Origin of the sequence: Pedobacter sp. KBW06 (genome assembly GCF_003852525.1) — a bacterium.
Classification (GTDB): Bacteria; Bacteroidota; Bacteroidia; order Sphingobacteriales; family Sphingobacteriaceae; genus Pedobacter.
The window spans coordinates 98231-124839 of sequence record NZ_QAJL01000004.1 but is presented as its reverse complement, the minus strand read 5'-3'; the positions used below and the strand labels follow the sequence as shown (position 1 = coordinate 124839).

The window sequence follows — 26609 nt, the reverse complement described above, 5'->3', positions numbered from 1 at the left end:
GTATGGAAAAAGTTAAGCCCATCCATCCGGATTTCTTTAGCTTATTGGTCTTGAAGGAGCAAAGTCTAGTAGAACTCTTCTGTGATTTAAGGGCTTTTCTACTCGAAATACATCCGGAAAGCAATGAATTGCTGTATCATACGCATGCCCTGACAACTGCCTTCTCCCTCTCGGAAAAGCTGGGGGATGCTTATTGTATGATTCCGATATATACCAATCATTTAAATTTAGGTTTTACGAAAGGGACACGTCTGGATGACCCGCAGCATTTGCTGGTTGGTACAGGAAACCTCATCCGGCATATTCCGGTAAGAACGCCCTCAGACTATAGAAATGAGGAGGTGGTACAACTCATCAAAGCATCGATAGCGTTTGCGCTGAAACACATGGAGAAGCCTACAAAAACCACCGGAAAGAGCATTTCCAAAATCAAGAAGGCTTAATGCTTTTGAATGGGCTGAAAACCTAGAGCTACATGGGTATCGGGTGTTGAAGCCAGGAAAAATATAGCCATACCACAGCGGGCGCTTACATTTTCCAATTGAAGGTTCCCTTTTGCAGATTTGCCTATTCTTGTTTTTTCTGAAAATAAAGTCCAGAAGAGTGGAGGGATTCCGTTTAGCTTCGTTTTGTCCCTTAGCTTGAAATATCCTTTTCTTAATTTCCCTTTAATGAGTTTTTGAGATAGCCGGGCCTCTCCATCATAAAGTGTGATCTGTAATCTTCTTTTGCTGATCATTTTTAAGTCAACGGACAGGTCTTTCATTAATAAGGTTTCTTCCATCGGTTCTCTGGTAAGGTATGGCCATAGATTGAAATTTTTAGATTGCCTGGAAGTGTCTGTACGCGTAGTATATCTGCCGTTTAGCGACTCGTAATTGTCGGTTTCTACATGGACGAGGGGCTGGGCTGAGTTTTTCCTGAAAGACCCGCAACCTGTTGATAAGGTAAATAGTATCGCGGCAAAGAAAATATTTCCTTTCATGTGATTTTGAATAAGACAGATTTCTTAGCAAGGATATAAAAAATAAGTACTCCATATTCCTGGGTTTGGTAAACGCCGGGTACCGGTTAACATACGCCGGAGGTTTGGTCCTAATCATTTTTTGTATCCCCCCGCTCAGCCGCTGCTTACTTTAGAATGTGAAAAATATTGTTAAATTCGTTAAGTGACAAAATCATTCACCCTTTTTAATTAACCATATGACGAAAAGAGGGTTTTATTAGTTAAAAGCAAAAACATAAATTAGAATTGAAACGAATATTAGTGGTAGAAGATGAGCCGGTGATCCGCAATTCTATCGTCAGGATTTTTGATGGAAGGACTGATGTTGTTGTGGTAGGTTCCTGTGGAACCGTAGAAGCTGCCCTGGTGATGGTTTCGGGCACTGCTCCGGACATCATTTTATTGGACATCGATTTGCCGGATGGAACTGGTTTTGATATTCTTGATCAGGTGAAGCCAGGTCGCTTTCATGTGATTTTTATTACTGCTTATAATCATTTCGCCATTAAGGCGATTAAATATGGTGCCCTGGATTACCTGCTTAAGCCTTTAAATGAAGAAGAACTTGAACAGGCAATAAGGAAAATTATAGAAGAAAAAACGCCTGCAGTTCAGGAAAATCAATTGTTGGTCAGCAGACAGCATTATAGAGAACCGGATAAGGACAACCGGATCGTACTTCGTTTCCAGCAATACTTTGATATTGTATCATTTGAAGATATTGCCTTCTGCAAAAGCGATGGAGGGTATACCACTTTCTTTATGACGGACGGACGTGAGATCATGATTTCTAAAACGCTTAAAGAGTATGAAGAGTTATTACCGGAGAAGTTCTTTATCCGTACCCATCGTTCCTATCTCGTTAATAAGCGATTTATTGACCGTTACCACAAAGAGGGATATCTGGTGTTAAGAAACGGAAAGGAAATCCCTATTTCCACACGTCGCAGAGATTATGTGATGAACTTTCTGGATTCCTTTTTGACGGTTTGAAGGAGCTTCTGATGGATATAGAAAGATTGGGGGCTTTTCCTGTTGAGATAATAAATTTGTAATTTCACAGCATTACCTATCTATTCTATACTTCATCTAACAATCATTTATCTATGAAAAAGACAACGCTACTTTTAATCATCTCCTGTTTCAGCCTGATCGGCTATGCCCAGGAGCCCGCGGCAGTGGACACCACAAAAAGATGGACCATCCATGGAGAAAATACCTTTTTAATCAACCAGAGTTCCTTTTCGAACTGGTCTGCAGGGGGCGTAAACGCTTTTGCCGGAAACCTGCTTTTTAATTATGACTTCAATTATAAAAAAGACAAATGGAGCTGGGACAATAAAGCGATTGTGGGTTTCGGGTTGAGCAAGCAGGAAGATGTGGGCGTTCGTAAGAATGATGATAAAATCATTCTGAACAGCTTAGTGGGATATAAAGCGGCAAAATACTGGCTGTATACCTTCTATGCCAACTTTCAGACGCAGTTTGCGAATGGTTATTCTTACGGTTCGAATGGATCAAAAAAGTTAATTTCGAAAGCTTTTGCACCTGCGTACCTTACTTTTGGGCCTGGTTTTGCTTACAAACGTTCGGATAATTTCAGGATTAATATTTCTCCTGCGGCGTCCAGAATCGTAATTGTTGCTAACGATTCGCTTTCCAGACAAGGCGCTTTTGGGGTTAAATCAGGAAAGAAAACTGACTTCCAGTTTGGTGCCTCCCTGGATGCTTATTATAAAGTAAACCTAATGGAGAACATCAGCTTTGAGAACATTTTGAAACTATATTCCAACTATCTTGATAAACCACAGAATGTGGTTACTGATTATACCGGCAATCTGTTTATGAAAGTAAATAAGTTTGTAACGGTAAATGCCGGCGTACAATTGATCTATGATGATAAAACTAAAATCCTTAGAAAAGATGGCGTAAATGAAGGCCCGGCTTTACAGGTGAAACAGATCTTTGGTGCCGGACTGACTTATAAATTCTAAATATGAAATTTATCTATTTATTTGTAGCGATTACTGCCGAAGTAATCGCTACAAGTGCTTTAAAAGCTTCGGAGCAGTTTTCTAAATTGATTCCTTCGCTTATTGTAATTGCGGGCTATATGATTGCCTTTTATTTTCTCAGCCTAACATTAAGAACCATGCAGGTTGGTATTGCTTATGCATTATGGTCGGGTGTTGGTATTGTACTGGTTTCTGCTGCCGGATATTTTTTATATCAGCAAAAGCTGGATTTGCCAGCAATTCTGGGGATCTCACTGATCATTCTCGGGGTGATCGTGATCAATGTGTTTTCTAAATCAGCTTCACATTAGGTGTCGGAAAAGAGCCTAAACCATTTCTTTGATAAAGATTTCTTCAATCATACTGATCTCAGCTGCATAAATCGTTTTCTTGCGGGTCGAGAAATAAAGCGTGTTCTCAATTACATCGTTCCCTTCCCAGATCACTTTAATGTTACCACTTTCGATCTCTTTCTTGCATAAAAAATCGGGAATGATGGCCACCCCGTTTTGTTCGCTGATACAACGCACAATAGAGCTCAGGTTAGGCACAATGTAGTTTGGCTTAAAATCCGGGCGCTTATTGAAGTTGAGGTGCCAGAAGCGCCTTAAATGCTCCATGTCGGCTGTAGTACCGTACCAGGTCTGTTTTTTAAGCCAGGCATGGACTTCCTCCATATTTCCTTTTTTGAGGAGTTCGTCGAAACCGGCAGTTGGTGTTGCTGATCCGCCTACCAATACGATTTTTTCTTTGGAGAAAGGAAGGTAATTGATGTTGCTGGAATCTCCTTTTTGAGGGGTAATGATCAAATCAAGGATACCGTTATCCAGGTCACTCAGCATTTCCGGATATTCTCCAAATTTGATGATGACATTAAATGGGAGCGTTGGCAGATAGGATTCTAAAGTGAATTGAAAGGTCTCAAAGCACATTCCGATACTGATGGTGGGGGTATCTTTTTCTGTGCTCTTATGAAAATGGTGTTCTGCTGCTTCCAGTTTGGTTACGGCATCCAGTACATAATTATAAAGTACTTTGCCGCGTTCAGTGGAGACCATTTTTCTGGAAGTCCGGTCAAACAGCTTATAACCTACATAAGCCTCCAGAGAATTCAGATGCAGACTGACCCCGGGTTGAGATATATATAATATTTCAGCTGCTCCGGTTAGGGTTCCGGTTTCATAAATCGCTTTAAATGTTCTAAACCATTCTAGATTAACCATGATCTTGTGTATTATAATTATGATACAAAGGTATGATTTAAGTTATTTTAATTATACATCTTCTTGCCATAATTTTGTGGTCACAATACAAAAATAAAAGAGGAAATAAAGAAAATGAAAATATTCATCATCAACGGCGGACAGGTTTTTGGTCATTCAGGTGGTCGTTTCAATGCAACAATAACCGCAGAAACCATTGCTTTCTTTGAAAGCCAGCCAGGGTTTGAAGTTAAAACAACCAGTGTAAATGACGATTATAACCCAATAGAAGAAGTAGAGAAATATACCTGGGCAGATGTCGTGATTTATCATACACCGATCTGGTGGTTCCAGGTACCACACGGCCTTAAAAAATACATCGATGTGGTGTTTACCGCCGGACATAACAAAGGGATTTATAAAAGTGATGGACGTTCTTCGGAGAATCCGGCCATCAATTATGGCACAGGAGGAATGCTTCAGGGAAAAAAATACATGTTGACCACTTCCTGGAATGCGCCTAAAGAAGCGTTTACCCTGCCGGGTGAGTTTTTTAATGAAAAGAGCGTAGATGAAGGACCTTTATTCGGGTTTCACCGTATGAATGCATTTACAGGGATGGAACCCTTGTCAGGAATTCATTTCCATGATGTGGAAAAGAACGCAGATCTCGAAACCGATTTAACACGTTACAGAGCACATTTGGAGCAAACCTTTGTGGCTCAGTTACAAGAAGAAAATAGCTTATAAATATTGAAAATAAAGAAATGGAATATAGAAAATTAGGTAAATCAGAACTGGAATTGTCGGCGATCACTTACGGCGCATTTGCGATTGGTGGTACCATGTGGGGAGGAAATGAGAAACAAAATTCAATAGCTGCGATTCATGCCTCTTTAGATCATGGGGTAAGTACCATTGATACTGCACCCTTTTATGGTTTTGGTTTAAGTGAAGAGCTGATTGGTGAAGCAATTAAGGGGAAAGACAGAAGTAAAATTCAGATCCTGAATAAATTTGGCCTGGTATGGGACCAGAGCAATCAGGGGAAAGGAGAACATTTTTTTGATGCAGAAGACAATGGAAAGATCTTGCCAATTTACAAGTATGCGGCAAAAGCCAATGTGATCAAAGAACTGGAGGAAAGTTTAAAACGACTGGGTACCGATTATATTGATTTATTGCAATTGCACTGGCCCGATGCCAGCACGCCGATTGATGAAACCATGGAGGCTTTGGAACTGCTCATTCAGCAAGGTAAGATCAGGGCAGCAGGGGTGAGCAATTATAATCTTGATCAAATGAAAACTGCAAATGAAACGATCTCGCTTTCTTCCAATCAGCTTGCTTACAGCATGCTCAACAGGGGTATTGCAGACGATGTCATTCCTTATGCAATGGAGCATAACATCTCTGTCATTGCTTACAGTCCACTGGAAAGGGGGCTGCTGACCGGAAAGTATTTTAAAGATGCGATGCTGAAATCGAATGATCACCGAAATGGCTATTTTGGTCAGTTTGATGCAGAAAAGGTGAAAAGCTTTTTAACGGCCATTCAGCCCATCGCCGATGCGAAAAATGCTTCCTTATCCCAGTTGGTTTTGCGCTGGACTACCCTTCAGCCGGGAATCACTATCGTATTGGCCGGAGCCAGAGATGCAGATCAGGCCATTGACAATGCCAAAGCAATGGACATCACTTTTAAAAGAGATGAAATTGATTATATCAACGAACAATTGAATAAGATCAGCTGATAGGCAGATCAGGTTACAGCAGGCGTCCGGCTTCCCTTTTTTGGAGGCCGGACGTTTTGTTTTTAGGGCAAAGTCTGCTTTCTGCTTCATAAGGCGAACATTTAATCTTAACTTAGGGTTTAAAATCAGGCTTTGCCAAAAGAAGCAATGGTGGGATACAAAATCTAAATCAGCATGTCAAATATTAAATTGATTATTGAGGAAAGGCCAAGTAATATTGGCAATTTTATGGTAGGCAGACTTTTACCATTCCGGGAGAAGAGAATGGTAGGACCTTTTTCATTTATTGATCATATGGGTCCAATTTGCCTGAGTGACCACGAGAATTTAGATGTGCCACCTCATCCACACATTGGTCTTTCTACGCTTACCTATCTTTTTGAAGGGAGCATTATGCATAAAGACAGCCTTGGAACTGAGGTAGAAATAAAACCGGGGCAAGTGAACTGGATGACTGCAGGAAGTGGAATTGTTCATTCTGAGCGGACACCTTCCTATCTTAGGGATTCGGACAAAATGCTTCATGGACTTCAGATCTGGGTGGCACTACCTACCGCACTGGAAAAAATGGCACCCGAATTCTACCATGCCGGAGAGGAAGATATTCCCTCATGGGAGGAAAACGGTATCGCTTTTAAACTGATAGCCGGCGAAGCTTTCGGAAGAAAATCCCCGGTTCCCGTGTATAGTCCGCTTTATTTCCTGGAATTGAAAACAATCAGCCGGAAGACGGTGACCATCGGTGCCGATTTGTTCGGGGAAAGTGCTTTGTACATCCTGGAAGGAGCAATTGAAAGTGAAGGTTATACTTACGGGCCGAAACAGATTCTGGTGGCTAAAGACAGTAAACTTTGTGAATTTGTGATGCAGGAAAATACGAGTGTTTACATCTTTGGAGGAGAGCCTTTTCCTGAAGAAAGGATCATTTACTGGAATTTTGTAGCCTCCACAAGAGAACGGATTGAAGAAGCAAAAACCATGTGGCTGGAACAATCTTTTGCGAGAGTGCCGGGAGAGACTGATTTTGTTCCCCTTCCGGAACAAGGAAAGAATATCAAAAATTAAATTATATCTATGAATATCGAACAGGTTAATGATGAAAAAAAGGGCTGGTTTAAGGCTGTAGAAGATGGTAAGGAAGCAGGGCTGATGACCTATGTCTGGGCAGGTCCCGGGAAGATCATTATCGACCATACGGAAGTGAGTCCTGAGTTTTCTGGTAAAGGAGTAGGGAAGGCATTGGTATTGGAAGCAGTTCAGTATGCCAGGGAAAGTAAAGTGAAGATCCTTCCTTTATGCCCTTTCGCCAAAAGTGTATTTGATAAGAATGCAGATTTGCAGGATGTCCTTTTCTAATTAAAATAAGTATACAGATGAAAATTTTGGCCTTTGCAGGAAGTAACAGCAGCAGATCGATCAATAGAAAATTAGTTATTCATACGCTTTCCTATTTTGACGAGGAAAAGATCACTCTTTTGGATTTGAATGATTTTGAAATGCCGCTTTTTTCTGTGGATAGAGAACGTAATGATGGCTATCCTCATAAAGCCCATCAGTTGCTGGAACTTATTTCGGCATGCGACCTGATGATCGTATCACTGGCAGAACATAACAACAGCTATACCACCGCCTTTAAGAATGTCATGGACTGGTGTTCCCGCATTAATGGAAAGTTTTTTCAGAATAAGCCAATGTTGCTGATGAGTACTTCTCCGGGAGGCTTTGGTGGGGGGAATGTGATGAATTCCGCGAAAGCCTATTTTCCGAAATGTAGTGCGAATATTCTCGATACTTTTTCTCTTCCTTCTTTTAATCAGAATTTTGAAGAAAAAGAAGGGATCATTCATCCGGAGCTGAGAGCAGATTTTATCACTAAGATAAAGGGACTCAGGGAAGGACTAAAAAAATAAACCGGAAGAATCCCCCTCCGGCTTATCCTTATTAATCTCCCCTAAATAACTATATTTATGTATAGCTTATGTCAAATGTATTTCTTTATATGAAGCAAAAAAATACCTAATATTAGGTATTTTTTTGCTTCATATCGAAGGGGAACTGCTTGATTCTAAGCATTAAAACGGTCGTGAAACGCCCGTTCCAGTGTTTCACGATGCATTGGGTGGGCAAGACTGATTAATGCCGTTGCTCTTTGCTTTAAACTTTTGCCAAACAGGTTCACCTTACCGTACTCGGTAACCACCCAGTGAACATGCCCCCTTGTTGTCACCACTCCGGCACCTTCTTTCAAAAAAGGTACGATCCTGGAAATCCCCTTTGAAGTAATGGATGGAAGGGCAATGATGGGTTTTCCACCCTCAGAGAGAGAGGCGCCATGAATGAAGTCCATTTGTCCGCCAATTCCTGAATATTGATAGGTACCCATAGAGTCTGCACAGATCTGTCCGGTTAAATCCAGCTCAATAGCAGAATTGATGGCTGTAACCTTAGGGTTTTGGCGGATGATACTGGTGTCGTTGGCATAGGAAATATCCATGACCCTGATGCTGGGATTATCATCAACAAAATCGTATAGTTTTTTTGTTCCGATCATAAAGGAGGTAATGGACTTACCCCGGTTTATTTTTTTAAGGCTGTTGTTGATCACACCATTTTGTATCAATGGGATCACACCATCGGAAAGCATCTCTGTATGTAGTCCAAGGTTCTTATGATTGCTCAGGTTTTTCAATACCTGATCAGGTATTCCGCCAATTCCCAACTGTAAGGTCGCGCCATCTTCTACAAGGGAGGCGATATTCGCTCCTATGGTTACCATAGCTTCACTTGTTTTGGCACCATAATCTACTTCCGGCAGTTCTTCTTCATGCCAGACCAATGACTGGAACTTACTGATGTGTACAAAGCCATCACCATGTGTTCTGGGTACTTTGGGGTTCACCTGGGCAATAATGTGTTTTGAGGTGTCTACGGCTGCCCTGGCGATGTCAACAGAGGTGCCCAGTGAACAATAGCCATGAACATCTGGTTCCGATACCTGAATTAACGCGACATCGATGGGAAGAAAGCCTTCCTTAAATAATTTGGGAATCTGACTCAGGAAGACAGGAACATAATCCCCATAGGGACTGTTAACCACTGACCGGGTATTGGCAGAAACAAACAAGGAGTTAAAGAAAAAGCTTTCCCGGTAAAGGGCTGCGTTGAAATCAATATCACCAAGGGTGGTAATACTGGTAATTTCTACTTTTTTTAAATCTGCATGTCTTTCCTGCAGGGCTTTCACTAAATGAACGGGAGTGGCGGCACTGCCATGAATGAAAACGCGATCGCCGGATTTTATAGCTTGTACTGCTTGCGCTGCAGTAATGTAGGTAGGAGAATTCATTTGTTTAAAGGGCTTTATTGGAAATTAATCAAATGTTTATTTGGCTTAAGATAGTTATATTTTGAGTTGAACCAGTTAGAATGGGTATTTATATCTGAGCGTAAATTTCCGGATAATTGCCAGGCAGAGAGGTGATAATGATCACTTTTACCCTTGATTGTCATCAGGGAAAAGAAGGATTTTTATTAATTTTACAGCTTAGCAAGGATGGAGATGAAAAGCAAAGCAGCAACTGTAGATGAATACTTTCTAGAGATTCCTGAAAAAAGGGTTGCCCTGCCGGCGATGGTAAGGGCATTGTGTAAAGAAGTGCTGATCGGATACGAGGAACATATGGCCTGCGGAATGCCTGCTTATTCCAGAAATGGCCTTGTAGCACTGACCTTCGCCATTCAGAAAAATCAGATTAGTTTTTATACCTTAAAGGAGGATGCGGTGCATGCAAATGTCGCTTTGTCGCAGGGGCTGGAGCCGGGGAAGCCAGTGGTTCGGTTTGATCGATTGGAAGGAATTGATTTTGAATTAGTCAGGAAGCTGTTAGTGGATGTTTTTACTGATGAACAGGCCCATTTCGTTAAGCACCCTGGGATCGGTTAATAATTTCGAATGACTGGTTTCCTGGTATGCAGAAGCTGTTGTTTCCGGATTGTCTTTTAGAAATGCTTCGATATTACTGCTTGGAGAAATGAGGTCATTTGAGTCGTAAATCAGCAGGTGTTTCAATTGATCTGAAAAGTCGTAGATCTTGTTCAATACAAAATGCTCGGTTTTCTGCTCAAATAGTTTCTCAAAATCAGTAAAGAACTTTTCCTGTGCTTCATTAGAGGTCTTTACTGCTTCCATCGAGGCAATGAAATTATCCTTTAGGTTTACCATTGGTGCAATGCTGATCAATAGCTGGGGATATTCTTTACCTTGCTGTAAGGCTAAAGCATTGGCCATACCGCCCAGAGAATGACCGATCATGACCTGTGGTTTACCTGCATGGATAAAGAGTTGTCTGATCGATTCTGCATAGAGAAAAAGGTTGCTGATTTCTCCTTCGGAACTTCCATTTCCAGGTGCATCAAAAGACCAGATTTCGAAATTCTTGTTTGCCCTGAGCATGGCAATAATTTCACTGAAGTCAGCGCCTTTAGAGCCCCATCCATGACTGAGCAGTACCTTAACAGGTCCATTGCCCCATTTAAAGCAATTGATGTTTAAATCCGATTGGCTAAAATACCGGTCATGTACTTTTAAGGAGCTGATTTCAGCCTCATCCAGTAATTTTTGCTGATGGAGGCGGAGCGGCATTTTTGGCGAATAACAAATCAGCTGCCAGAGTAGTGTCTGTAACTGATCAGAATCTCCCTCAGATAAGTTTTTGATGTCCTCTACGATCTTCCTCAGTTTTTTCATCAGAATATAATTGTTTCTTACCGGTTATGAAGCGATCATAAGCATGTTCATCGCTATTTGTAAGCGGCATGCTTATGATTGTTCAAGATCTTATATTGATCTGCTCCTTAAGTCCAAATTTGCGGATTAAAACCCGGAGATTATTCAGCAACAGGTCAGGATTGATCAATTAGTTCCTTTTGCAGACTCTTGGATGTCTTACTCTCTCCGTTGTGGCTCCATCCCGGAGGATAAAACATGTATTTTATCTTGTTCTTCCAGCCTGGTGCCCGTTTTACATCGTCGGAAAGCGCAATCAGTTCATGGAAAATGATGTTTACGGCTCCCGGCTCCGGTTTACTGGTCAATCCGTATTTGATTTCTTCTCCTGGAATTTCTTCCTGAAAAGTGCCAAACATTCTATCCCATAATATCAGGACCATGCCCATGTTTTTATCCAGATAGCGGACATTGCTTGCGTGATGAACACGGTGATGGGAAGGGGTGACTAAAATATATTCAATAATAGGGTGTAGTTTGCCGACTGCCTGAGTATGTACTAAATTTCCATAAATCTGGGTGATCAGGTAAGCAAAGAGGATATCGAATGCATTGAAGCCCATCAATGCCAATGGCAGGTAAAAGAATACCCGGTATAATGGCTCAAATACGGTGGAACGAAATCCTGTGGTCAGGTTAAAATATTCTGAGGAGTGGTGTGTAACGTGCATTGCCCAAAACAAACGGACATAATGTCCGGTAGCGTGGAGCACCCAATAGAGAAAGTCCTGTGCCAGGATCAATACCGTCCAGTAAAGGAAAGCATTGGAGATTTCAAAAAAACGGTACTCGTGATAAAAATAATCGAGTAAGAAAAATGTGCCGGTTTTCATGGTCAGGTTGATCACAAAAGCGGCGGTCATCAGGTAAACATTGGTCCAGGTATCACGCCCATGATAAACCTTTTTATCATGGGCATAACTGAAGTACATTTCTACTAGAGTAAGTAGAATAACAAATCCAAAGAGGGAAACTATACTTAGGTTTTTGTCTAATAGTTCATTCATTTTTACGGTATCACTAAAGTTCTTTTTTGAACGGTGTGAGCACTGAAAAAACCAAGAGCACCACCGGTTATGTTACTTATCGGGTTGGCTGGCGAAGCTCCGTTATTGGAACCTTCTGCGTTACCTAAACTGTGGAGGTAAAGATAAGCAGAAGCATCAACACTGTGCATTTCTACACCCAATTTGTCTCCTTTTTTAAAATCCTTTGACAAATCATCGGTGTCATTCTGGAAACTTACGGTTGTATTTACCTCCTGACCAGGTGTAAATTCGTCGTTCATTACTGAAAAGTTTCTTTGTTTTTTATCATTGACAAACAGCTGAAACCAATAGTAATTCTCACGTTCCAACGGGTCTTTATATCTTACATAGGCAGTTGTCCTTCTTTTGCCAAAGTCTGATGCCTTCATATAAAAATCATCAAAAGGTACATTTTCAGGCATGGTACTGGAAGCTGTAAAAGTTTTTCCATCTACATCAACCGTCATCACATACGTCTGCCCCGGAGTTCCATTAATGGTGCTGGTCTTATACACACCCGGACTGCTTTCCGGAAGTGTGACGATGACACCATTGTTTGCTATTTTAACAGTTGCTCCGCTAATTCCCATAAACCGATTTTCGTCTTGAAAATTTTTCGTTTTACTCAGCAAAACGGAACAAACACCGGGCTCATTGGTAATTGTTCCCTCGATCACATACCTTTCTTCATTGTCGGCACGGTCTATTTCTATTACTTTTTCACAAGACCAAAATAAGGTAGAGAAGAGCATTAAAGCCAATAATTTCGGTATATTTTTCATGTTAATTGCTATTTGTAAGGAGGATGTGGATGATGTTTTCATCTGTATATTTTGAATGGGAGGTTTAAAACTTGAAATCATAAGAAACTGAAGGAACAAATCTGAATAAAGTAGTTTTCACCGCTTCAGTTTTAGTAGGGTCTTTTTCATTTTCCCTGAAATCGATTTTATAGGCGTTTGATCTTCCGTAAGCATTGAAAAGACTGAAATTAAGTTCCGAAGAGAATCTTTTCGTCTTTTTCAAAGTACGCGTAGCGCCAAGGTCTAACCTGTGGTATGCCGGCATCCGCTCTGCATTCCGGCTGGAATAATAGTAATAGCTTTCTCCCAATAAATTGTATTTCGCATTGGGATAGGTAACCGCATTTCCTGTTGCAAAGACCCAGTTCGCAGAAACTGACCATTTTTTGCTGAGCTGGTACATGGTCACGATAGATATATCATGGGTTCTGTCCTGTCTGGTATTGTACCATTCATTATTGTTGATCCCATCAACCTGCCTTTCAGACTTAGAAAGGGTATAAGCGATCCATCCGGTGAAATTTCCTGTTTTCTTTTTGATGAGCCACTCTACCCCGTAAGCACGGCCTTTACCAAACAGCAATTGAGTTTCTATAGGTTTATTGGTATAGATGTTGGCTCCGTTGCGGTAATCAATCTGGTTTTTAAGGTCTTTATAATAGGCCTCGACAGTAAGTTCATAAGCATTTTCGGCAAGATTTTTATAATAACCTAATGACACCTGATCGCTGGTTTCCGGTTTGATGATATTTGTACTGGCCACCCATCTGTCCAACGGTGAAGAAGCATTCGAGTTGGAAATTAAGTGGAGATTTTGTGCATTACGAACATAGGAGGCTTTAACCGCTGTTGATTCATTCAGCTGAAGCGCTGCGGCAAGCCGGGGTTCCAGGTTCAAATATGTTTTTACAACTTCTCCCTTTTTGTAACTCTGCTGGCCCGTCACTCCGCCTTCCTGATTGATGTTATAGTAATCACCTTTTCCAAGGATACTGAAAGCCGATAACCGAAGACCATAAGTAAGGCTAAATGCGTCACTTACTTTCCAGGTATTGCTGGCATATATTGCATTTTCCAGTGAATATCTGTTCTGCAGGTCTTGAGAAATCATTCCTGAATTTCCCGAAGCCCTCACTTCTCCTGGTTTTATGGTATGATAGATTGCATTTATCCCAAAATTTAACGTGTTCTTATCATTCAGGTACCATTGCAGGTCCTGCTTAAAGTTCCAGTCTTTAATTTGTGAAAATAAAGAAAGCGAACTCTCGTCCTGATCTGTCTTGACCTGATAATTGTAATTGCTGTATATGATAGAGGTGTTGGAGAAAAGTTTGCTGCTAAAGATATGGTTCCAGCGGACGGTCGAAGTGATATTACCCCAGTCTATTCCGTTCACTTTATCTGCACCTAATATATCCCGGCCGAGATATGCAGAGACGAATAAACGGTCTTTCTCTCCAAGTATGTAATTTGCCTTAGCATTAACATCGTAGAAATACAACTTTGCATCTTTTACATTGGAATCTGAAGAAAGTTTTAAAAAAGCATCTAAATAAGTTCTCCTTGCAGAGATCAGGAAGGAAGATTTTTCTTTTTGAATTGGCCCCTCCACATTGATACGGGCTGCAATCAGACCTATTCCTCCGCTAACGCCAAATTTTTGATTGTTTCCGTCATTCATTCTCACATCCATCACAGAAGATAAGCCTCCTCCATACTGTGCAGGCATTCCACTTTTATAGAGCGTTACATTTTTAATGGCATCCGAGTTAAAGGTCGAAAAAAAACCAAGCAGGTGAGAAGCATTGTAAACAGGTGCCTCATCCAGAAGAATCATATTTTGGTCTGCGCTTCCTCCGCGAACAAAAAGACCACCAGTACCATCTCCGGAAGATTTAACTCCTGGCAGCAGCTGTAATGTTTTAATGACATCCCGCTCACCAAGTACGACAGGGATGTTTTTGGTCTCACTGATGTTCAGCCGTTCCATGCCCATTTGTGGGTTGTCTATATTTCTTCTTGCAGTTGCCGCACTAATCGTCACGGTTTCGAGCTCATTTGCATCATCTTCTAAAGCGATGTTCAGGGTCATCGATTTAGTGAGGTCTATTGGTTTTTTAAGGGTTTTGGAACCGATTGCACTGATTTCCATCACATAGCTTCCGCTGGGTACTGAAAGGGAATAAAAACCATATTCATTACTCATGGTTGCCAGTTTGGTTCCGCTCAGCCTAATGGTTGCTGCTATCAGCGTTTCTCCCGTTTTAGAAGAAGATATTGTACCACCTATGGTATGTTTTTCTTGGTTTAACGCCGGGTTTGCCGCCGGATCGGCCAGGGACTTTTTTGCTTTTTCAGCATCATAGCGGATATAAATTTCATTGTCTAACTCAGAAAATTTAAAGGGTTGATTGGAGAGGGCAATGGTTAAGATTTCATTCAGGCTTTTGTTTTGGGCCTGTACGCTAATCTTTATTTTACTGTTGGCAACTTGTTCATTAAAGGTGAATTTGATGCCACTGGCACTGCTGATCTTATCCAATGCTGCTTTTAATGGCTCGTCTTTAAGGTTAATGCTGATTTTTTTCTCCAAAGGCGCCTGTGCATAAGACCTGGCCTGGACAAATACTAAAATGAGTAACAAGATGGCGATAAATGCCAGGAACCTTTTAGGTCCGTATTTTTTCATAACTTTATGTTTAAATATTGATTTTTTTGTTGCCCTATAGTTCTCAAGGCTCGGGCATTTATTAAATTGATTTAGATACTTGTCCGGGATTCTAGCTGTAGAACCCGGACATTTATTTTAAGATTACATACTGTCCTCCGTCTTTTTTCCAATTGGCTTCCATTACTGTGCATAATTTATTTAGTGTCTGTGTGCTGGTTTTTGTCATGTCCAGGTTCCCGTAAAACAGGCTTTTGTTCAATTCAGGACTCAACTGAATCTTAATCTGATATTGAAGCTCCAGGTCCTTTACTACTTCTGCCAATGCAGTTCCTTTATAATCAAAATGCCCTAAACGCCTGTTTAAATAGTCGCCGGCATTTGGGAAATTGGCTTTGCTGATTTTTCCTTCGGCTTTATTAATGGTCACCTGCTGATTGGCAACAATGGTTTCCTCCCTTACACTATTTTCATTTTGCAGGGCAACGGCAACTTTTCCGGTGACGAGGGTGACGCTGATATCGGGAGTTTGGGAATAGGCGGAAATGTTAAAGCTTGTTCCCAAAACTCTGGTGCTTACCTGTCCGCTTTGGATGATGAACGGGTGATTGGCATCATGTGCTACTTCAAAAAATGCTTCTCCTTCCAGACTAACCATACGGCTGTTTCCAACGAATTTTTCCGGGTATTTTAAGGTGCTGTTGGGACTAAGCCATACTTTGGTGCCGTCTGGAAGTTCCAGTTGTTTCCTTTGGGCCTGGGCACTGAAGCTTTGCAACTGATGAACCGGACTGATGGCATTCCACACATTAGATTTGAAAAAGAAAAGACCAGCACATATTAGCAGGATTGCTGCGGCTGCGGCAACAGGCCGAAAACCGTAGCGAATCCTGCGGGTTGGGGAAAGTTTAATCTGTTTTGCTTCTTTGGGCAGGAAATCAGGAACGAGACCTGTTTCGGGAGTGCGCGGGGTTTGATCCCAGCTTGCAGACATCAGTTCAAGAATGGTTTCATCATCCTGGTTGTTGTCGATCAGTACAAAAAAGCGCTGCAGCTCCTCCGCTGTACACTCATTTGTCAAATACAATTGATATAGCCGTTTTAGTTCTTCTTTGTCTTCCATGGTTTGACCCTTTCCTATCTACAATACAATTGTGAGGAAGGGAGGGACTAGTTGGAATGAAAATAATTTGAGGAAATGATGATGAACCCAATAATTCCGCCATTCTTGCGCACATATTCCCGGACAAATTTACTGGCTTCTACCATATGATTTTTTACGGTATTTTTAGAGATCTCAAGTTTTGAAGCAATTTCCTCATGACTGAGCTCTTCTGTACGGCTCATCTGATAGATCAGTTTCTTCTGCGCCGGAAGCAGCGCAATCGCATCCAGGTAGATTTTTCTGAGTTCCTTTTCCAATAGCTGGTCCTCTGTGCGGTTGGCACTGATCTCTACCTGCTGAAAGACTTCTTCCTGTAAGGATTTGTCACGCGCAACCTTTTTAAGGTGATTTAAAACATGGTTGATCGTGATCTTTTTGATATAAGCATTAAAGGAAAGATCCGTATTGATCTGAATCCTTTTCTGCCAGATCCGAATAAATACTTCCTGAACAATCTCTTCTGCTGTATCAGTTGATTTGCTGAGCTGATAAGCATAAGTATGTACCTTTTTACGGTATTGGTTGTATATTTTCACGAACGCAAGCTCATCACCCTCCCTGAGTTTAATCAGTAGGTCTTTATCTTCGAGCTGTTCCGTGTCATGTACCTGCATTGTAATAATGCCCAATGTTAAATAAATTTTTCAAGAAAAGGAGGTTTAACTTAGGATTCGGACATTCAGCTTATAAAGGCTTTCGATTTTACAAGCTCTGGAACTAAAGCGGAATAAAAATGATTATGGTCTGCTAAAAAATATTGTTAAATATACAAGAAAGCCTTCCAGGTTAAGCTGAAAGGCTTTCTTATTGAATGAGGTTTTTTATTTCAGGACTGTTATCTCCCTGTCAGGTCAACTGTGAAACGATCAAATAGCACTGCTTCCTGATCATTGTTTTCCCTGTCTTTTCCTGGAAGGGTATAATATTCTCCTTTGATTGCAAAGCTGAAAGGTGTTTTTTCAATGGCTACTTTCAGGAAGCCATGTCTGTTGTCGCAGTAATTCTCCAGCTCTACCTGATCAAACAATTCGCTTTCGGCATGATAGCTGGGCTCGTAAGGGTCTGCCAGGCCATGCAGCTCGTCAAAACCTCCGGCGCCAGCAACGATAAAAGGCACTGTTTTGCCATCAATATAATGTTTGCTGAACCGTTGATAATTATGAACATGACCGCTGAAGATGATGTCTGGTTTGACACCTGCCTCTTCAAAAGCAGATTCCAGAAATTGGATCATAGGCTGGCTTGAGCCATGGTTCACATCTGCAGAATAGGGTGCATGGTGCATACAAACGATAATTGCTTTGTCTGCGCTGTATTTTGCTGCTTCTTTAAGCTCTTTGATGAACCAGTTTTTTTGTTCTTTCTGAATGCAGCCGTATTTAGGCACATTAGTATGAAGGCCGATGATCGTTGCCAAAGGTGCTTGCATGGTCCAATATACATTCGGTTGAACCTGGCTTTTTCTCTTCAATCCTGTGCCGAAATGGATGGTGGCCGGGCAGGTATTACAGAATGCAGCATAGAACGCTTCCAGGCTGTCGTAATGCTCGCTGCAGTTGGGATTTACATCTGTATCATGGTTTCCAGCAATGGCATATATCGGACCCGGATAGGTTTCATAAGGTTGTAAGAATTGAGATTCATACTGATCTGCTTCCCCATAGTGATATACGATGTCTCCCAGGTGATATAAAAAGGAAGGACGTTCTTCCGGGCATATTGCATTTAAATATTGTTGCGCCATCTGTCCGGCGATTTGCTTCTGCAGTTCGGGTTGTTTAAAACCTCCGGTATCGCCCACCATATGGAATACCATGGCCTGAGGTTTTTCCGAAGCAGGTTCCTCTTCCAGTTTCAGGCGGTAAGGATAACTTCCTGAGGGCAATGGCAGTGGCTGAAAAGTGTGACTGTCATCAATCTGATCTGTTTTAAAAACCGCTTTGTAAAGAATTTTCGTGCTGATCATAGTCGTAGATTTATGGTTTGTCATGAAGTTAAGGGATCCATATTAACGTATGATTAAGTGTTAAATATTTAACAGAAGTTTAAAATAATCCTAACACAGAGCTGCATGTTGATCCCGGTTTTATCCGCCTGAAATGAGGCCTGTTGCCGGGATTTCAGAAGTCAGATATAGCATGTATCTTTGAAAAAAAAAATGAATGGACAGTACTGAAACTCCGAGATTATCCCGGCTTACAGCCATACTGACACAGCTCCAAAGCAAGCGGCTCACAAATGCAACAGATCTTGCGAAAAAGTTTCAGGTGAGTATCCGGACCATTTACCGGGACATCCGCGCACTGGAAGAAGCTGGAATTCCTGTGTTTACCGAAGAAGGAAAGGGCTACTCCCTGGTAGAAGGCTACCGGCTTCCTCCGGTAAGTTTTACCGAAAGTCAGGCGAATGCGCTGATTACAGCAGAACAACTGGTACTCAGAAATAAAGATGCTTCTTTTGTACGGGAATATAGTGATGCCATTACCAAAATCAAGGCGATATTAGTCCACAAAACAAAGGATAAAGCAGACCTGCTGTCTAAACGCATTGCCATCAGAAATAACCCGGGAAACGACAGTACGAGCAATAATATGTCGACGATTCAGCTGGCATTGACCAATTTCAACTTGTTGAAAATTGATTATCAGGCAGCGGATCAGGCGGAGCGTACCAAGAGAACAATAGAGCCCTTTGCCATTTATAGCACTCAGGAAAACTGGATACTGATTGCTTTTTGCAGATTGCGGCAGGAATACCGGGCTTTTCGCCTGGATAGAATAGAAAAGCTGGAGATTCTGGATGAACATTTTGAGCCTCATAAAATGACCCTTCCTGAATATTTCGCATATTGTCTGGCAAAGTCCAGACCCCTGACATAGGGCTGTCAGTAGCGGCTTTAATTTTGCTTTCTAAATCAATAGAAAAAACAAAATGGAAAAAGAAACACTTAAACCATTCTTCGTGATTGGAATTTCTGTAAGAACAAGTAATGAAAACGCACAGGCTGCAAATGATATTCCTGCGCTTTGGAACAGGTTCAGATCAGAGAATATCGGAGCAAAGCTCAGCAATAAAACAGGTGATGAAGTATACAGTATCTATACTGACTACGAGGGAGATTACACCCTGCCTTATACCACGATCCTCGGATATGCAGTAGAAAATCTGGAACAGATTCCCGAAGGAATGCGTGGATTAGCCATTGAAGGTGGTGCTTATGAAAAACATGCCCTGAAAGGGAATTTATTACAGGGCCTTGTGTACAATGCCTGGGTAGACATTTGGAATTCAGGAATTTCACGTGCTTATACTGCCGATTTCGAGGTTTATGGTGCTGCTGCGCAAAATCCGGAGGATGCAGCGGTAGACATTTTTATCGCAACGAGGTAAATTGACCATCGTTTGGTTCCATTCCATATCTTTTGTTAAATTTGAATCATACCTAAATATTTTTTATGATAAAAATGAAAAAATCGATTGGAATTCCTATGGTAGCAGGTTCCATGTTATTTCTCGCTGCTTGCAGTAACTCTGATACAAATAAAGAGCTGCACTCGGGAATCATCCTTAAAAATATGGATACCACGGCCTCTCCGGGAAATAATTTCACGGAGTATGTGAATGGTACCTGGATGAAAAACACGAAGATCCCTTCAGATAAAGCTTCCTATGGCGTAGGTGCTATCGTTAACGATAAGGCTCAGGAAGATGTCAAGGCAATTATCGAAAATGCCGCCAAAGGCAGTGCTACTGATGGTTCTGATGAACAGAAGATCGGCGATTTCTATGAATCTTATATGAACATGAAAGTGCGTGATTCTATTGGATTGGCACCGATGACAGCAGAGTTTAAAAAGATTGATGCGATTGCTTCGGCAAAAGACCTTTCTGCATACTTTGCTTATGCAAATAAGGTTGGAAATATCATTCCTTTTAATGTAGGTGTGATTGAAGATTTTAAAGATCCTAAGAAATATATGCTGTACACCTGGCAGGGTGGATTAGGGCTTCCTGAACGTGAATATTATTCATTGACAGATGCCAAATCTAAAGAGATCCGTGCCAAATATCAGGTTCATATTGAGCGCATGCTGACCCTTGGTGGTGTGGCCGATGCGAAGGCGAAAGCAGCTCAGATCATGGCACTGGAAACACTGATTGCTTCAAAGCACATGAAGAAAGAAGAAACCAGGAATATGGCTGGCTTGTATAATAAATATGCCATCAAAGACCTGGGTAAACTGATGCCGGATTTTGACTGGACAACTTTACTTTCTGAAGCAGGAGTTAAAAATCAGGATAGTTTGGTTGTAACTCAGGTCGCTTACACTAAAGAGCTGAATGCGATTCTGAAGAATACACCTTTGGATACCTGGAAGACCTACCTGAAATGGAGTGCCTTAACCGGTGCCTCAACAGCATTGAATACCGCTGTAGATCAGGAAAACTTTGATTTTTATTCTAAAACCCTTTATGGTGTGAAAGAACAAAAACCGCAATGGCGCAGGGCAGTAGACGTGGTGAATGGCAGTCTGGGTGAAATGGTTGGTAAGCTATATGTGGAGAAACATTTTCCACCTGCAGCAAAAGAACGCATGCTTAAACTGGTAGGTAACCTGTTGAAAGCTTACGAATCAAGCATTAAAGAACTGGACTGGATGAGCCCGGAGACGAAAAAGCAGGCATTGGAGAAAATCAGTAAGTTCACACCTAAAATCGGATATCCTGATAAATGGAGAGATTACTCTGCCTTAAAAGTGGTTAAACATGACCTTTATGGAAATGAGAAACGTGCTGCAGAATTTGAATATAACCGTACACTGAATAAGTTGGGTAAACCTGTTGACCGTACGGAATGGGGAATGACTCCTCAGACGGTAAATGCGTATTACAATCCGACAATGAATGAGATTGTATTCCCTGCGGCGATTTTACAGCCTCCTTTCTTTGATATGAATGCAGAAGATGCAGTAAATTATGGGGGAATAGGAGCAGTAATTGGTCATGAGGTTGGTCATGGTTTTGACGATCAGGGCAGTACCTTTGATGGTGACGGCGTAATGCGCAACTGGTGGACTGCAAAAGACAATTCAGAATTCAAGAAAAGAACGAGTGCTTTAGTTGCGCAGTACAGCGCATTTAAAGTATTCCCGGATCTGAATGTAAACGGTGAATTTACACTTGGTGAGAATATCGGTGACCTTGGTGGATTAAGCATCGCCTTAAAAGCCTATAAAGCGAGCCTGAATGGTAAGCCGGCACCAGTAATGGATGGGTTTACCGGAGAGCAACGTGTGTTTATCGGTTGGGGACAGGTTTGGTCAAATAAATCCAATGCAGAGGCATTGAGAAATCAGGTAGGTACAGATCCACATTCTCCTGCAAAGTTCAGGGTAAATGGTGTGGTGAGGAACATTCCTGAATTCTATACCGCTTTCAAAGTGAAAACAACAGACTCTCTGTATCTGGCACCAGAGAAAAGAGTTAAAATCTGGTAAGATGATCCAGATTTAAATAAAAAGCCGGCCTTTGTTAAAGAGGCCGGCTTTTTATTTAGCTACTGATATAGTTCTCTAATTGAGATATGGTTTGTTTTTGATCTTCCATAATGAATTTGACCACATCTCCGATGGATACCATTCCAATCAACTGATTTTCCTGGATCACCGGTAAATGTCTGATGTGTTTATCGGTCATTGTTTGCATACAATGGTCAAGGCTATCTCCCGGTGCTACCGTAATGGGGTCGGCAGTCATGACTTCACTGAGCAGGGTATCTGCAGAAGCTTTTCCCTGAAGAATAATCTTTCGCGCATAATCCCTTTCCGTAAAGATTCCTAATAACTGACGCTCTTCCAGAACAAGCAGGGCACTGATGTTCTTTTCCATCATTACCCTAAGGGCATTCAGAACGGATGTATCCGCAGGAACAGAAAAAATATCCGCTGATTTAGTGCTGAGTAGTTGTTTTACGGTTTTCATAACACATTAATAATTAGCTAATTAAATTTACTGAAATAAAAGCTAATTTACAATGGGGACCTGCCGAAAAAATTCTCTACTTCATCATGGGTAATATTTCTTCCACATAGGTACGTTCGTTGGCCAACCTCGGCACTTTATGTTGCCCACCTAACTTGCCTTTAGACTTTAACCAGTTGTAAAAGGTATTGTAAGGCGCATTGTGAACCTTTGGTCTGCGCAGGGCCATGTCTTTAAAACGTTTGGCATCATAGTCGGAATTTACTTCCCTTAGTGTCTGATCAAGAACATCGACAAACTTTTCAAAATCATTAGGCTGCTGATCAAATTCAATGATCCATTCGTGGCCTCCCACTTCCTCTCCTTTAAAATAAATAGGACAGGCGGTATAATCCTTGAAGACCGCTCCGGTTTCGGTACAAGCCTTGCAAATGGCTTGTTCTGCATTGTCGATGATCACCTCCTCCCCAAAAGCATTGATGAAATGTTTGGTTCGTCCGGTAATTTTAATGCGGTACGGAGAAAGGCTGGTAAACTGAATGGTATCGCCAATCATATAACGCCATAGACCTCCGTTTGTAGAAATAATGATGGCGTAATTTTTATTTAACTGCACCTGATCCAGAGATAAAGTGTCAGGATGTTCATCTTCCAATTGCTCGATGGGCAGGAATTCGTAGTAAATTCCATAATCCAGCATGAGCAGGAGTTCATCTGAATCCCCTTCGTCCTGAATCCCAAAGAAGCCTTCAGAAGCATTGTACGTTTCCAGGTAATACATTTCATTACATGGAATCAGTTCTTTAAACTGTTCCCTGTAAGGTTTGAAATTTACGGCACCATGAATGTATAGTTCCAGGTTGGGCCATACTTCGAGCAGGTTCTTCTTTCCGGTGATTTCCAGTACCTTTTTTGCCAGAACAATTGTCCAGGTAGGTACTCCTGCGATATTGGTTACGTTTTCTTTAATAGTGGCCTCAGCCATCTTTTCCATCTTCTCCTCATAGTTATCCATTAAGGCGATGGAAATGTTTGGCGTACGGTAATATTCTGCCCACATCGGCAGATTTTTGATCAGAACAGCAGAAAGGTCACCATAAAATGAATCTTCATTTAGCTGATTGATTTGATGGCTTCCACCGAGAACCAATCCTTTTCCCGTCAGGATCTGGTTGTCAGGACGGTTGTTGCAGAATATGGATAAAAGGTCTTTACCTCCTTTAAAATGACATTCCTGTAAAGACTCTTCTGATACCGGAATAAATTTACTTCTGTCACTTGTCGTACCTGACGATTTTGCGAACCATTTAATTTCTGAAGGCCAGAGGATGTTTTGTTCCCCTTTAAGCATTCTTTCTATATAAGGCTTTAAGGTGTCATAGTTCTGTATGGGTACTCTTTCCTTAAACTGTTTGGGAGAAAGAATGGAGCGGTATTCGTATTTGGTCCCCCATTCTGTATCAGCTGCGCTGGAAATCAGTTTCTGAAACCATTCTTCCTGTACATCATGCGGATATTTCATAAAAAGCTCGATCTGATGGACGCGCTTTTTCATATACCAGGTAAAAATCGAATTTACAATTGCCATCTGTTACGTTGAATAAGGGTTATAATTTTTTAGTACGGAGCACGAAGTTTGATCCAAGATATACTCTTCTTACCATTTCATTGGCAGCAAGTACTTCAGGAGTGCCTGATTCTAATATTTTACCTTCAAACAGCAAATAAGCCCTGTCTGTAATAGAGAGGGTTTCCTGCACGTTATGGTCGGTAATTAAGATCCCTATGTTTTTTTGTTTTAGTTTAGCTACAATCGTTTGGATTTCCTCTACTGCAATGGGATCGACCCCTGCAAAAGGCTCATCCAGCAAGATGAAATTTGGGCTTGCTGCCAAGGCCCTTGCGATCTCTGTCCTCCGGCGTTCACCTCCTGAAAGCAGGTCTCCCCGGTTTTTACGGACTTTATGCAAACTGAATTCATTGATCAGTTCTTCCAGTTTTTCATGGCGTTCTTCCCGGCTCATCTTTGTCATCTCCAGGATGGCCATAATGTTATCTTCTACGGATAGTTTACGGAATACAGAGGCTTCCTGTGCAAGATAGCCAATTCCTTTCTGTGCCCTTTTATACATGGCATCAGCTGTGATGTCCTCATCATCTAAAAAAATAGTGCCTTCGTTCGGTTTGATCAGGCCGACAATCATATAGAATGAAGTCGTCTTTCCCGCTCCGTTAGGTCCAAGTAAACCTACAATTTCCCCTTGGCTCACAGAAAATGAAACGTCATTTACGACGGTTCTCTGTTTGTATTTTTTGATTAGATTCTCAGCTCTTAATATCATTTATATCTTAATCCCTTTAATATTCAACTGCAAACGTCTCTGTTCTTTCCAGATATTTTCTTCTATTGTATAACAAATAGAAAAAGGCTGGTTTGGTTGTAAGATCGTTTCAAACTCTGCCAGACCAAATCCAATGCTTTCAAAAATAGCTGAATTTTGTTGTTTTACATTTAATTTTAAATGTTTTGTCGCCACAACATAAGGCTTTGCTACCAGACTTACCCCATGTGTTACAAAAATAGGCGCCGGATTATGCGGTCCAAACGGTGCCATTTGTGAGATGATGCGTTGAAATTTGCCATCAATCTGCGAAAATTGAATCTCTGTATCTATCTTAATTTCAGGGCATAATAAGTCGTCTGTAATGCTGGAAGCCACAATGTTTTCAAACCGCTCTGAAAAAGCATCAATATTTTCCGGCATCATGGTTAGCCCGGCTGCGAATTTATGTCCGCCAAACTGTACCAGTAAATCTTCACAACCCAGTAATGCTTCATAAAGATCAAAGCCTGCCACGGAACGGGCAGAACCGGTAAGCAGGCCATTGGATTTTGTCAGCACAATCGTTGGCCGGTAATATTTTTCTGTCAGACGGGAAGCAACAATACCAATCACCCCTTTATTCCAGCTTTCATGGTAAACTACAGTGGTCTTTTTATTGATCAGAATTTCGCAATCTGCGATCAAAGCCAATGCCTCTGCGGTAATGTTCTGGTCGGAGGTTTTACGCTCTGTATTTTGCTGATTGATAAATTCGCTTTGCGACAATGCAATGCTGTCTTCCGCGCACAATAACATTTTTACGGCCTCATTCGCGTGGTCCATCCGGCCAGCAGCATTGATCCTTGGCGCCAGTACAAAAACCACATCGGTCAGCGTATAATCCTTGTTTCTTCCCGAAATGTCCATCAGTGCCTTCAGGCCCATACATGGATTCTTATTTAATTTGATCAGCCCATGATAGGCTAATATTCTGTTTTCATCCTCCACGGGAACAATATCCGCGGCAATGCTCACCATGACAAGGTCCAGGTATTGCTCATATCTTTCTGCGGGAAGCCCATGCGTGATGCAATAGGCCTGGGCCAGCTTAAATCCGATCCCGCAACCTGCAAGTTCTTTAAAAGGGTAGGAGCAATCGTTTCGCTTGGGGTCCAGTAATGCTGCTGCTGCGGGCAGTTCATCTCCCGGAAGGTGGTGATCACAGATGATAAAATCTATCCCCAGCGTATTTGCATAAGCTACCTTATCCACTGATTTTATCCCGCAATCCAATGCAATGATGAGGCTTTGTCCATTTTTGTGGGCGTAGTCAATTCCTTGGGTAGATATGCCATACCCTTCTTTATGCCTGTCCGGAATGTAATATTCAATATTTTCGGTGAACTGGCTAAAGAAGCTATAGGTCAGGGCTACAGAAGTGGTTCCATCCACATCATAGTCTCCATAAACCAGGATCTTTTCATGGTTGCTGAGGGCGATGTCAATTCTCGCAATTGCTTTATCCATGTCCTTCATCAGAAAAGGATCATGTAATTGCGCCATTTGCGGCCTGAAAAAATCTTTTGCCTCTTCAAAGGTAGAAATGTCCCTTTGTACTAATATCTGCGCTAAACTGTGGTCTATATTTAGTTGCTGTGCAAGCAAATCTGTTGTTTCTTTATTCCCCTGTACAGCTTGCACCCATCTTTTTTCCATTAGTGTTTATTCTCTTTTTTTGTCGGATAATTGGTTATTCTTCGTCTTGTTCCCGAACGCAGAAGCGCTCTTGTGCTGTTATGACGCTCCGATGAACCTCTTGCTCCTGTTTTTAAGCCATAAGTTCCCTGAGGTTCCATATCTTTGCAACGAATCGTAA

At 41.5% G+C, this 26609-nt stretch carries 28 protein-coding genes; 13 read left to right on the top strand and 15 right to left on the bottom strand.

The genetic code is table 11. The annotated features are described in order from the left end of the window. Positions 1–2 precede the first annotated feature (2 nt). Positions 3–443 carry a DUF1801 domain-containing protein gene (locus DBR43_RS22880; protein WP_124585215.1) on the top strand — a complete coding sequence of 147 codons (441 nt, stop codon included), beginning with the start codon at positions 3–5 and terminating at the stop codon, positions 441–443. On the opposite strand, the gene DBR43_RS22875 is transcribed toward DBR43_RS22880, so the two are convergent. Then, a complete protein-coding gene (locus tag DBR43_RS22875) occupies positions 440–985 on the bottom strand; it encodes a hypothetical protein (protein ID WP_124585213.1) in 546 nt (181 codons plus the stop codon). The genes DBR43_RS22880 and DBR43_RS22875 overlap by 4 nt on opposite strands. A 267-nt stretch (positions 986–1252) precedes the next feature. Between DBR43_RS22875 and DBR43_RS22870 the strand changes: the two genes are divergently transcribed. The 3 genes from DBR43_RS22870 (at position 1253) to DBR43_RS22860 (ending at position 3332) form a co-directional block, all read left to right on the top strand. Further along, a complete protein-coding gene (locus tag DBR43_RS22870) occupies positions 1253–1999 on the top strand; it encodes a LytR/AlgR family response regulator transcription factor (protein WP_124585211.1) in 747 nt (248 codons plus the stop codon). Between the two features lie 113 nt (positions 2000–2112). Further along, positions 2113–3000, top strand: coding sequence for a DUF3078 domain-containing protein (locus tag DBR43_RS22865; RefSeq protein WP_124585209.1), 888 nt, complete (start codon positions 2113–2115; stop codon positions 2998–3000). Positions 3001–3002: 2 nt separating this feature from the next. After that, positions 3003–3332: a DMT family transporter gene (locus DBR43_RS22860; RefSeq protein WP_124585207.1), complete on the top strand. Its 330-nt coding sequence runs from the start codon at positions 3003–3005 to the stop codon at positions 3330–3332. Between the two features lie 15 nt (positions 3333–3347). Here DBR43_RS22860 and DBR43_RS22855 read toward each other — a convergent pair whose 3' ends face one another. Next, a complete protein-coding gene (locus tag DBR43_RS22855; RefSeq protein ID WP_124585204.1) occupies positions 3348–4244 on the bottom strand; it encodes a LysR family transcriptional regulator in 897 nt (298 codons plus the stop codon). A gap of 114 nt (positions 4245–4358) precedes the next feature. On the opposite strand from DBR43_RS22855, the gene DBR43_RS22850 reads away from it, so the two are divergent. The 5 genes from DBR43_RS22850 to DBR43_RS22830 all read left to right on the top strand — a co-directional run bounded on the left by DBR43_RS22850 (position 4359) and on the right by DBR43_RS22830 (position 7887). Next, positions 4359–4973: an NAD(P)H-dependent oxidoreductase gene (locus DBR43_RS22850; protein WP_124585201.1), complete on the top strand. Its 615-nt coding sequence runs from the start codon at positions 4359–4361 to the stop codon at positions 4971–4973. Between the two features lie 17 nt (positions 4974–4990). Next, the gene (locus DBR43_RS22845; protein ID WP_124585199.1) at positions 4991–5977 is read left to right on the top strand and encodes an aldo/keto reductase; all 987 of its coding nucleotides are present in this window, start codon (positions 4991–4993) and stop codon (positions 5975–5977) included. A 174-nt stretch (positions 5978–6151) separates the two neighbouring features. Next, positions 6152–7042 carry a pirin family protein gene (locus DBR43_RS22840; RefSeq protein ID WP_124585197.1) on the top strand — a complete coding sequence of 297 codons (891 nt, stop codon included), beginning with the start codon at positions 6152–6154 and terminating at the stop codon, positions 7040–7042. Positions 7043–7051: 9 nt separating this feature from the next. After that, complete coding sequence (locus DBR43_RS22835; protein WP_124585195.1) at positions 7052–7333, top strand: GNAT family N-acetyltransferase; 282 nt, start codon at positions 7052–7054, stop codon at positions 7331–7333. 17 nt (positions 7334–7350) lie between these two features. Further along, positions 7351–7887, top strand: coding sequence for an NADPH-dependent FMN reductase (locus DBR43_RS22830; protein WP_124585193.1), 537 nt, complete (start codon positions 7351–7353; stop codon positions 7885–7887). 155 nt (positions 7888–8042) lie between these two features. On the opposite strand, the gene DBR43_RS22825 is transcribed toward DBR43_RS22830, so the two are convergent. Continuing rightward, positions 8043–9323 carry an acetyl-CoA hydrolase/transferase family protein gene (locus DBR43_RS22825; RefSeq protein WP_124585191.1) on the bottom strand — a complete coding sequence of 427 codons (1281 nt, stop codon included), beginning with the start codon at positions 9321–9323 and terminating at the stop codon, positions 8043–8045. Between the two features lie 213 nt (positions 9324–9536). Here DBR43_RS22825 and DBR43_RS22820 point away from each other — a divergent pair, with 213 nt between their 5' ends. Next, entirely contained in the window at positions 9537–9920 is a 384-nt protein-coding gene (locus DBR43_RS22820; RefSeq protein ID WP_158622579.1) for a DUF1801 domain-containing protein, read from the top strand. On the opposite strand, the gene DBR43_RS22815 is transcribed toward DBR43_RS22820, so the two are convergent. From DBR43_RS22815 to DBR43_RS22785, 7 genes are all read right to left on the bottom strand, one after another. Next, the gene (locus DBR43_RS22815; protein ID WP_124585187.1) at positions 9861–10724 is read right to left on the bottom strand and encodes an alpha/beta fold hydrolase; all 864 of its coding nucleotides are present in this window, start codon (positions 10722–10724) and stop codon (positions 9861–9863) included. The two genes, DBR43_RS22820 and DBR43_RS22815, sit on opposite strands and share 60 nt — an antisense overlap. Before the next feature lie 155 nt (positions 10725–10879). Then, positions 10880–11770, bottom strand: a complete 891-nt coding sequence (locus DBR43_RS22810) for a sterol desaturase family protein (protein WP_124585186.1) — start codon at positions 11768–11770, stop codon at positions 10880–10882. A gap of 2 nt (positions 11771–11772) precedes the next feature. Beyond that, positions 11773–12573, bottom strand: a complete 801-nt coding sequence (locus tag DBR43_RS22805; RefSeq protein WP_158622578.1) for a DUF4249 domain-containing protein — start codon at positions 12571–12573, stop codon at positions 11773–11775. Positions 12574–12637: 64 nt separating this feature from the next. Continuing rightward, positions 12638–15283: a TonB-dependent receptor gene (locus DBR43_RS22800; protein WP_124585181.1), complete on the bottom strand. Its 2646-nt coding sequence runs from the start codon at positions 15281–15283 to the stop codon at positions 12638–12640. A 112-nt stretch (positions 15284–15395) separates the two neighbouring features. After that, the gene (locus tag DBR43_RS22795) at positions 15396–16385 is read right to left on the bottom strand and encodes a FecR family protein (protein ID WP_124585179.1); all 990 of its coding nucleotides are present in this window, start codon (positions 16383–16385) and stop codon (positions 15396–15398) included. A 47-nt stretch (positions 16386–16432) separates the two neighbouring features. Continuing rightward, complete coding sequence (locus DBR43_RS22790) at positions 16433–17056, bottom strand: RNA polymerase sigma factor (protein WP_124585178.1); 624 nt, start codon at positions 17054–17056, stop codon at positions 16433–16435. Positions 17057–17262: 206 nt separating this feature from the next. Beyond that, positions 17263–18393: a metallophosphoesterase family protein gene (locus DBR43_RS22785; RefSeq protein ID WP_124585176.1), complete on the bottom strand. Its 1131-nt coding sequence runs from the start codon at positions 18391–18393 to the stop codon at positions 17263–17265. 196 nt (positions 18394–18589) lie between these two features. Here DBR43_RS22785 and DBR43_RS22780 point away from each other — a divergent pair, with 196 nt between their 5' ends. From DBR43_RS22780 to DBR43_RS22770, 3 genes are all read left to right on the top strand, one after another. After that, the gene (locus DBR43_RS22780; protein WP_124585174.1) at positions 18590–19306 is read left to right on the top strand and encodes a helix-turn-helix transcriptional regulator; all 717 of its coding nucleotides are present in this window, start codon (positions 18590–18592) and stop codon (positions 19304–19306) included. Between the two features lie 52 nt (positions 19307–19358). Then, positions 19359–19817, top strand: a complete 459-nt coding sequence (locus tag DBR43_RS22775) for a GyrI-like domain-containing protein (RefSeq protein ID WP_124585172.1) — start codon at positions 19359–19361, stop codon at positions 19815–19817. A gap of 74 nt (positions 19818–19891) precedes the next feature. Then, positions 19892–21925 carry a M13 family metallopeptidase gene (locus tag DBR43_RS22770; protein ID WP_124585170.1) on the top strand — a complete coding sequence of 678 codons (2034 nt, stop codon included), beginning with the start codon at positions 19892–19894 and terminating at the stop codon, positions 21923–21925. Between the two features lie 55 nt (positions 21926–21980). Here the strand turns inward: DBR43_RS22770 and DBR43_RS22765 are convergent, their stop codons facing one another. The 5 genes from DBR43_RS22765 to DBR43_RS33025 all read right to left on the bottom strand — a co-directional run bounded on the left by DBR43_RS22765 (position 21981) and on the right by DBR43_RS33025 (position 26589). Then, entirely contained in the window at positions 21981–22409 is a 429-nt protein-coding gene (locus DBR43_RS22765; protein ID WP_124585168.1) for a CBS domain-containing protein, read from the bottom strand. Between the two features lie 76 nt (positions 22410–22485). Further along, positions 22486–23997 carry a GH3 auxin-responsive promoter family protein gene (locus tag DBR43_RS22760; RefSeq protein WP_124585166.1) on the bottom strand — a complete coding sequence of 504 codons (1512 nt, stop codon included), beginning with the start codon at positions 23995–23997 and terminating at the stop codon, positions 22486–22488. A gap of 19 nt (positions 23998–24016) precedes the next feature. Continuing rightward, positions 24017–24751 (bottom strand): LPS export ABC transporter ATP-binding protein, encoded by a 735-nt coding sequence (lptB, locus tag DBR43_RS22755; protein ID WP_074608718.1) that lies wholly within the window; start codon positions 24749–24751, stop codon positions 24017–24019. After that, entirely contained in the window at positions 24752–26449 is a 1698-nt protein-coding gene (gene recJ / locus DBR43_RS22750) for a single-stranded-DNA-specific exonuclease RecJ (RefSeq protein WP_124585164.1), read from the bottom strand. It abuts the gene before it with no gap. Next, positions 26449–26589: a hypothetical protein gene (locus DBR43_RS33025; protein WP_158622577.1), complete on the bottom strand. Its 141-nt coding sequence runs from the start codon at positions 26587–26589 to the stop codon at positions 26449–26451. Before DBR43_RS33025 ends, recJ begins: the two co-directional genes overlap by 1 nt. Positions 26590–26609 lie beyond the last annotated feature (20 nt).

What these genes read in the sequence shown, in the direction of transcription:
- DBR43_RS22775 (WP_124585172.1), top strand. Translation starts at nt 19,359, where the DNA reads ATGGAAAAAGAAACACTTAAACCATTCTTCGTGATTGGAATTTCTGTA.
- DBR43_RS22850 (WP_124585201.1), top strand. Translation starts at nt 4,359, where the DNA reads ATGAAAATATTCATCATCAACGGCGGACAGGTTTTTGGTCATTCAGGT.
- DBR43_RS22825 (WP_124585191.1), bottom strand. Translation starts at nt 9,323, where the DNA reads ATGAATTCTCCTACCTACATTACTGCAGCGCAAGCAGTACAAGCTATA.
- DBR43_RS22770 (WP_124585170.1), top strand. Translation starts at nt 19,892, where the DNA reads ATGAAAAAATCGATTGGAATTCCTATGGTAGCAGGTTCCATGTTATTT.
- DBR43_RS22780 (WP_124585174.1), top strand. Translation starts at nt 18,590, where the DNA reads ATGGACAGTACTGAAACTCCGAGATTATCCCGGCTTACAGCCATACTG.
- DBR43_RS22810 (WP_124585186.1), bottom strand. Translation starts at nt 11,770, where the DNA reads ATGAATGAACTATTAGACAAAAACCTAAGTATAGTTTCCCTCTTTGGA.
- DBR43_RS22880 (WP_124585215.1), top strand. Translation starts at nt 3, where the DNA reads ATGGAAAAAGTTAAGCCCATCCATCCGGATTTCTTTAGCTTATTGGTC.
- DBR43_RS22840 (WP_124585197.1), top strand. Translation starts at nt 6,152, where the DNA reads ATGTCAAATATTAAATTGATTATTGAGGAAAGGCCAAGTAATATTGGC.
- DBR43_RS22830 (WP_124585193.1), top strand. Translation starts at nt 7,351, where the DNA reads ATGAAAATTTTGGCCTTTGCAGGAAGTAACAGCAGCAGATCGATCAAT.
- DBR43_RS22760 (WP_124585166.1), bottom strand. Translation starts at nt 23,997, where the DNA reads ATGGCAATTGTAAATTCGATTTTTACCTGGTATATGAAAAAGCGCGTC.
- DBR43_RS22865 (WP_124585209.1), top strand. Translation starts at nt 2,113, where the DNA reads ATGAAAAAGACAACGCTACTTTTAATCATCTCCTGTTTCAGCCTGATC.
- recJ (WP_124585164.1), bottom strand. Translation starts at nt 26,449, where the DNA reads ATGGAAAAAAGATGGGTGCAAGCTGTACAGGGGAATAAAGAAACAACA.
- DBR43_RS22795 (WP_124585179.1), bottom strand. Translation starts at nt 16,385, where the DNA reads ATGGAAGACAAAGAAGAACTAAAACGGCTATATCAATTGTATTTGACA.
- DBR43_RS22835 (WP_124585195.1), top strand. Translation starts at nt 7,052, where the DNA reads ATGAATATCGAACAGGTTAATGATGAAAAAAAGGGCTGGTTTAAGGCT.
- DBR43_RS22785 (WP_124585176.1), bottom strand. Translation starts at nt 18,393, where the DNA reads ATGATCAGCACGAAAATTCTTTACAAAGCGGTTTTTAAAACAGATCAG.
- DBR43_RS22860 (WP_124585207.1), top strand. Translation starts at nt 3,003, where the DNA reads ATGAAATTTATCTATTTATTTGTAGCGATTACTGCCGAAGTAATCGCT.
- DBR43_RS22845 (WP_124585199.1), top strand. Translation starts at nt 4,991, where the DNA reads ATGGAATATAGAAAATTAGGTAAATCAGAACTGGAATTGTCGGCGATC.
- DBR43_RS33025 (WP_158622577.1), bottom strand. Translation starts at nt 26,589, where the DNA reads ATGGAACCTCAGGGAACTTATGGCTTAAAAACAGGAGCAAGAGGTTCA.
- DBR43_RS22875 (WP_124585213.1), bottom strand. Translation starts at nt 985, where the DNA reads ATGAAAGGAAATATTTTCTTTGCCGCGATACTATTTACCTTATCAACA.
- DBR43_RS22855 (WP_124585204.1), bottom strand. Translation starts at nt 4,244, where the DNA reads ATGGTTAATCTAGAATGGTTTAGAACATTTAAAGCGATTTATGAAACC.
- lptB (WP_074608718.1), bottom strand. Translation starts at nt 24,751, where the DNA reads ATGATATTAAGAGCTGAGAATCTAATCAAAAAATACAAACAGAGAACC.
- DBR43_RS22815 (WP_124585187.1), bottom strand. Translation starts at nt 10,724, where the DNA reads ATGAAAAAACTGAGGAAGATCGTAGAGGACATCAAAAACTTATCTGAG.
- DBR43_RS22820 (WP_158622579.1), top strand. Translation starts at nt 9,537, where the DNA reads ATGAAAAGCAAAGCAGCAACTGTAGATGAATACTTTCTAGAGATTCCT.
- DBR43_RS22800 (WP_124585181.1), bottom strand. Translation starts at nt 15,283, where the DNA reads ATGAAAAAATACGGACCTAAAAGGTTCCTGGCATTTATCGCCATCTTG.
- DBR43_RS22765 (WP_124585168.1), bottom strand. Translation starts at nt 22,409, where the DNA reads ATGAAAACCGTAAAACAACTACTCAGCACTAAATCAGCGGATATTTTT.
- DBR43_RS22805 (WP_158622578.1), bottom strand. Translation starts at nt 12,573, where the DNA reads ATGAAAAATATACCGAAATTATTGGCTTTAATGCTCTTCTCTACCTTA.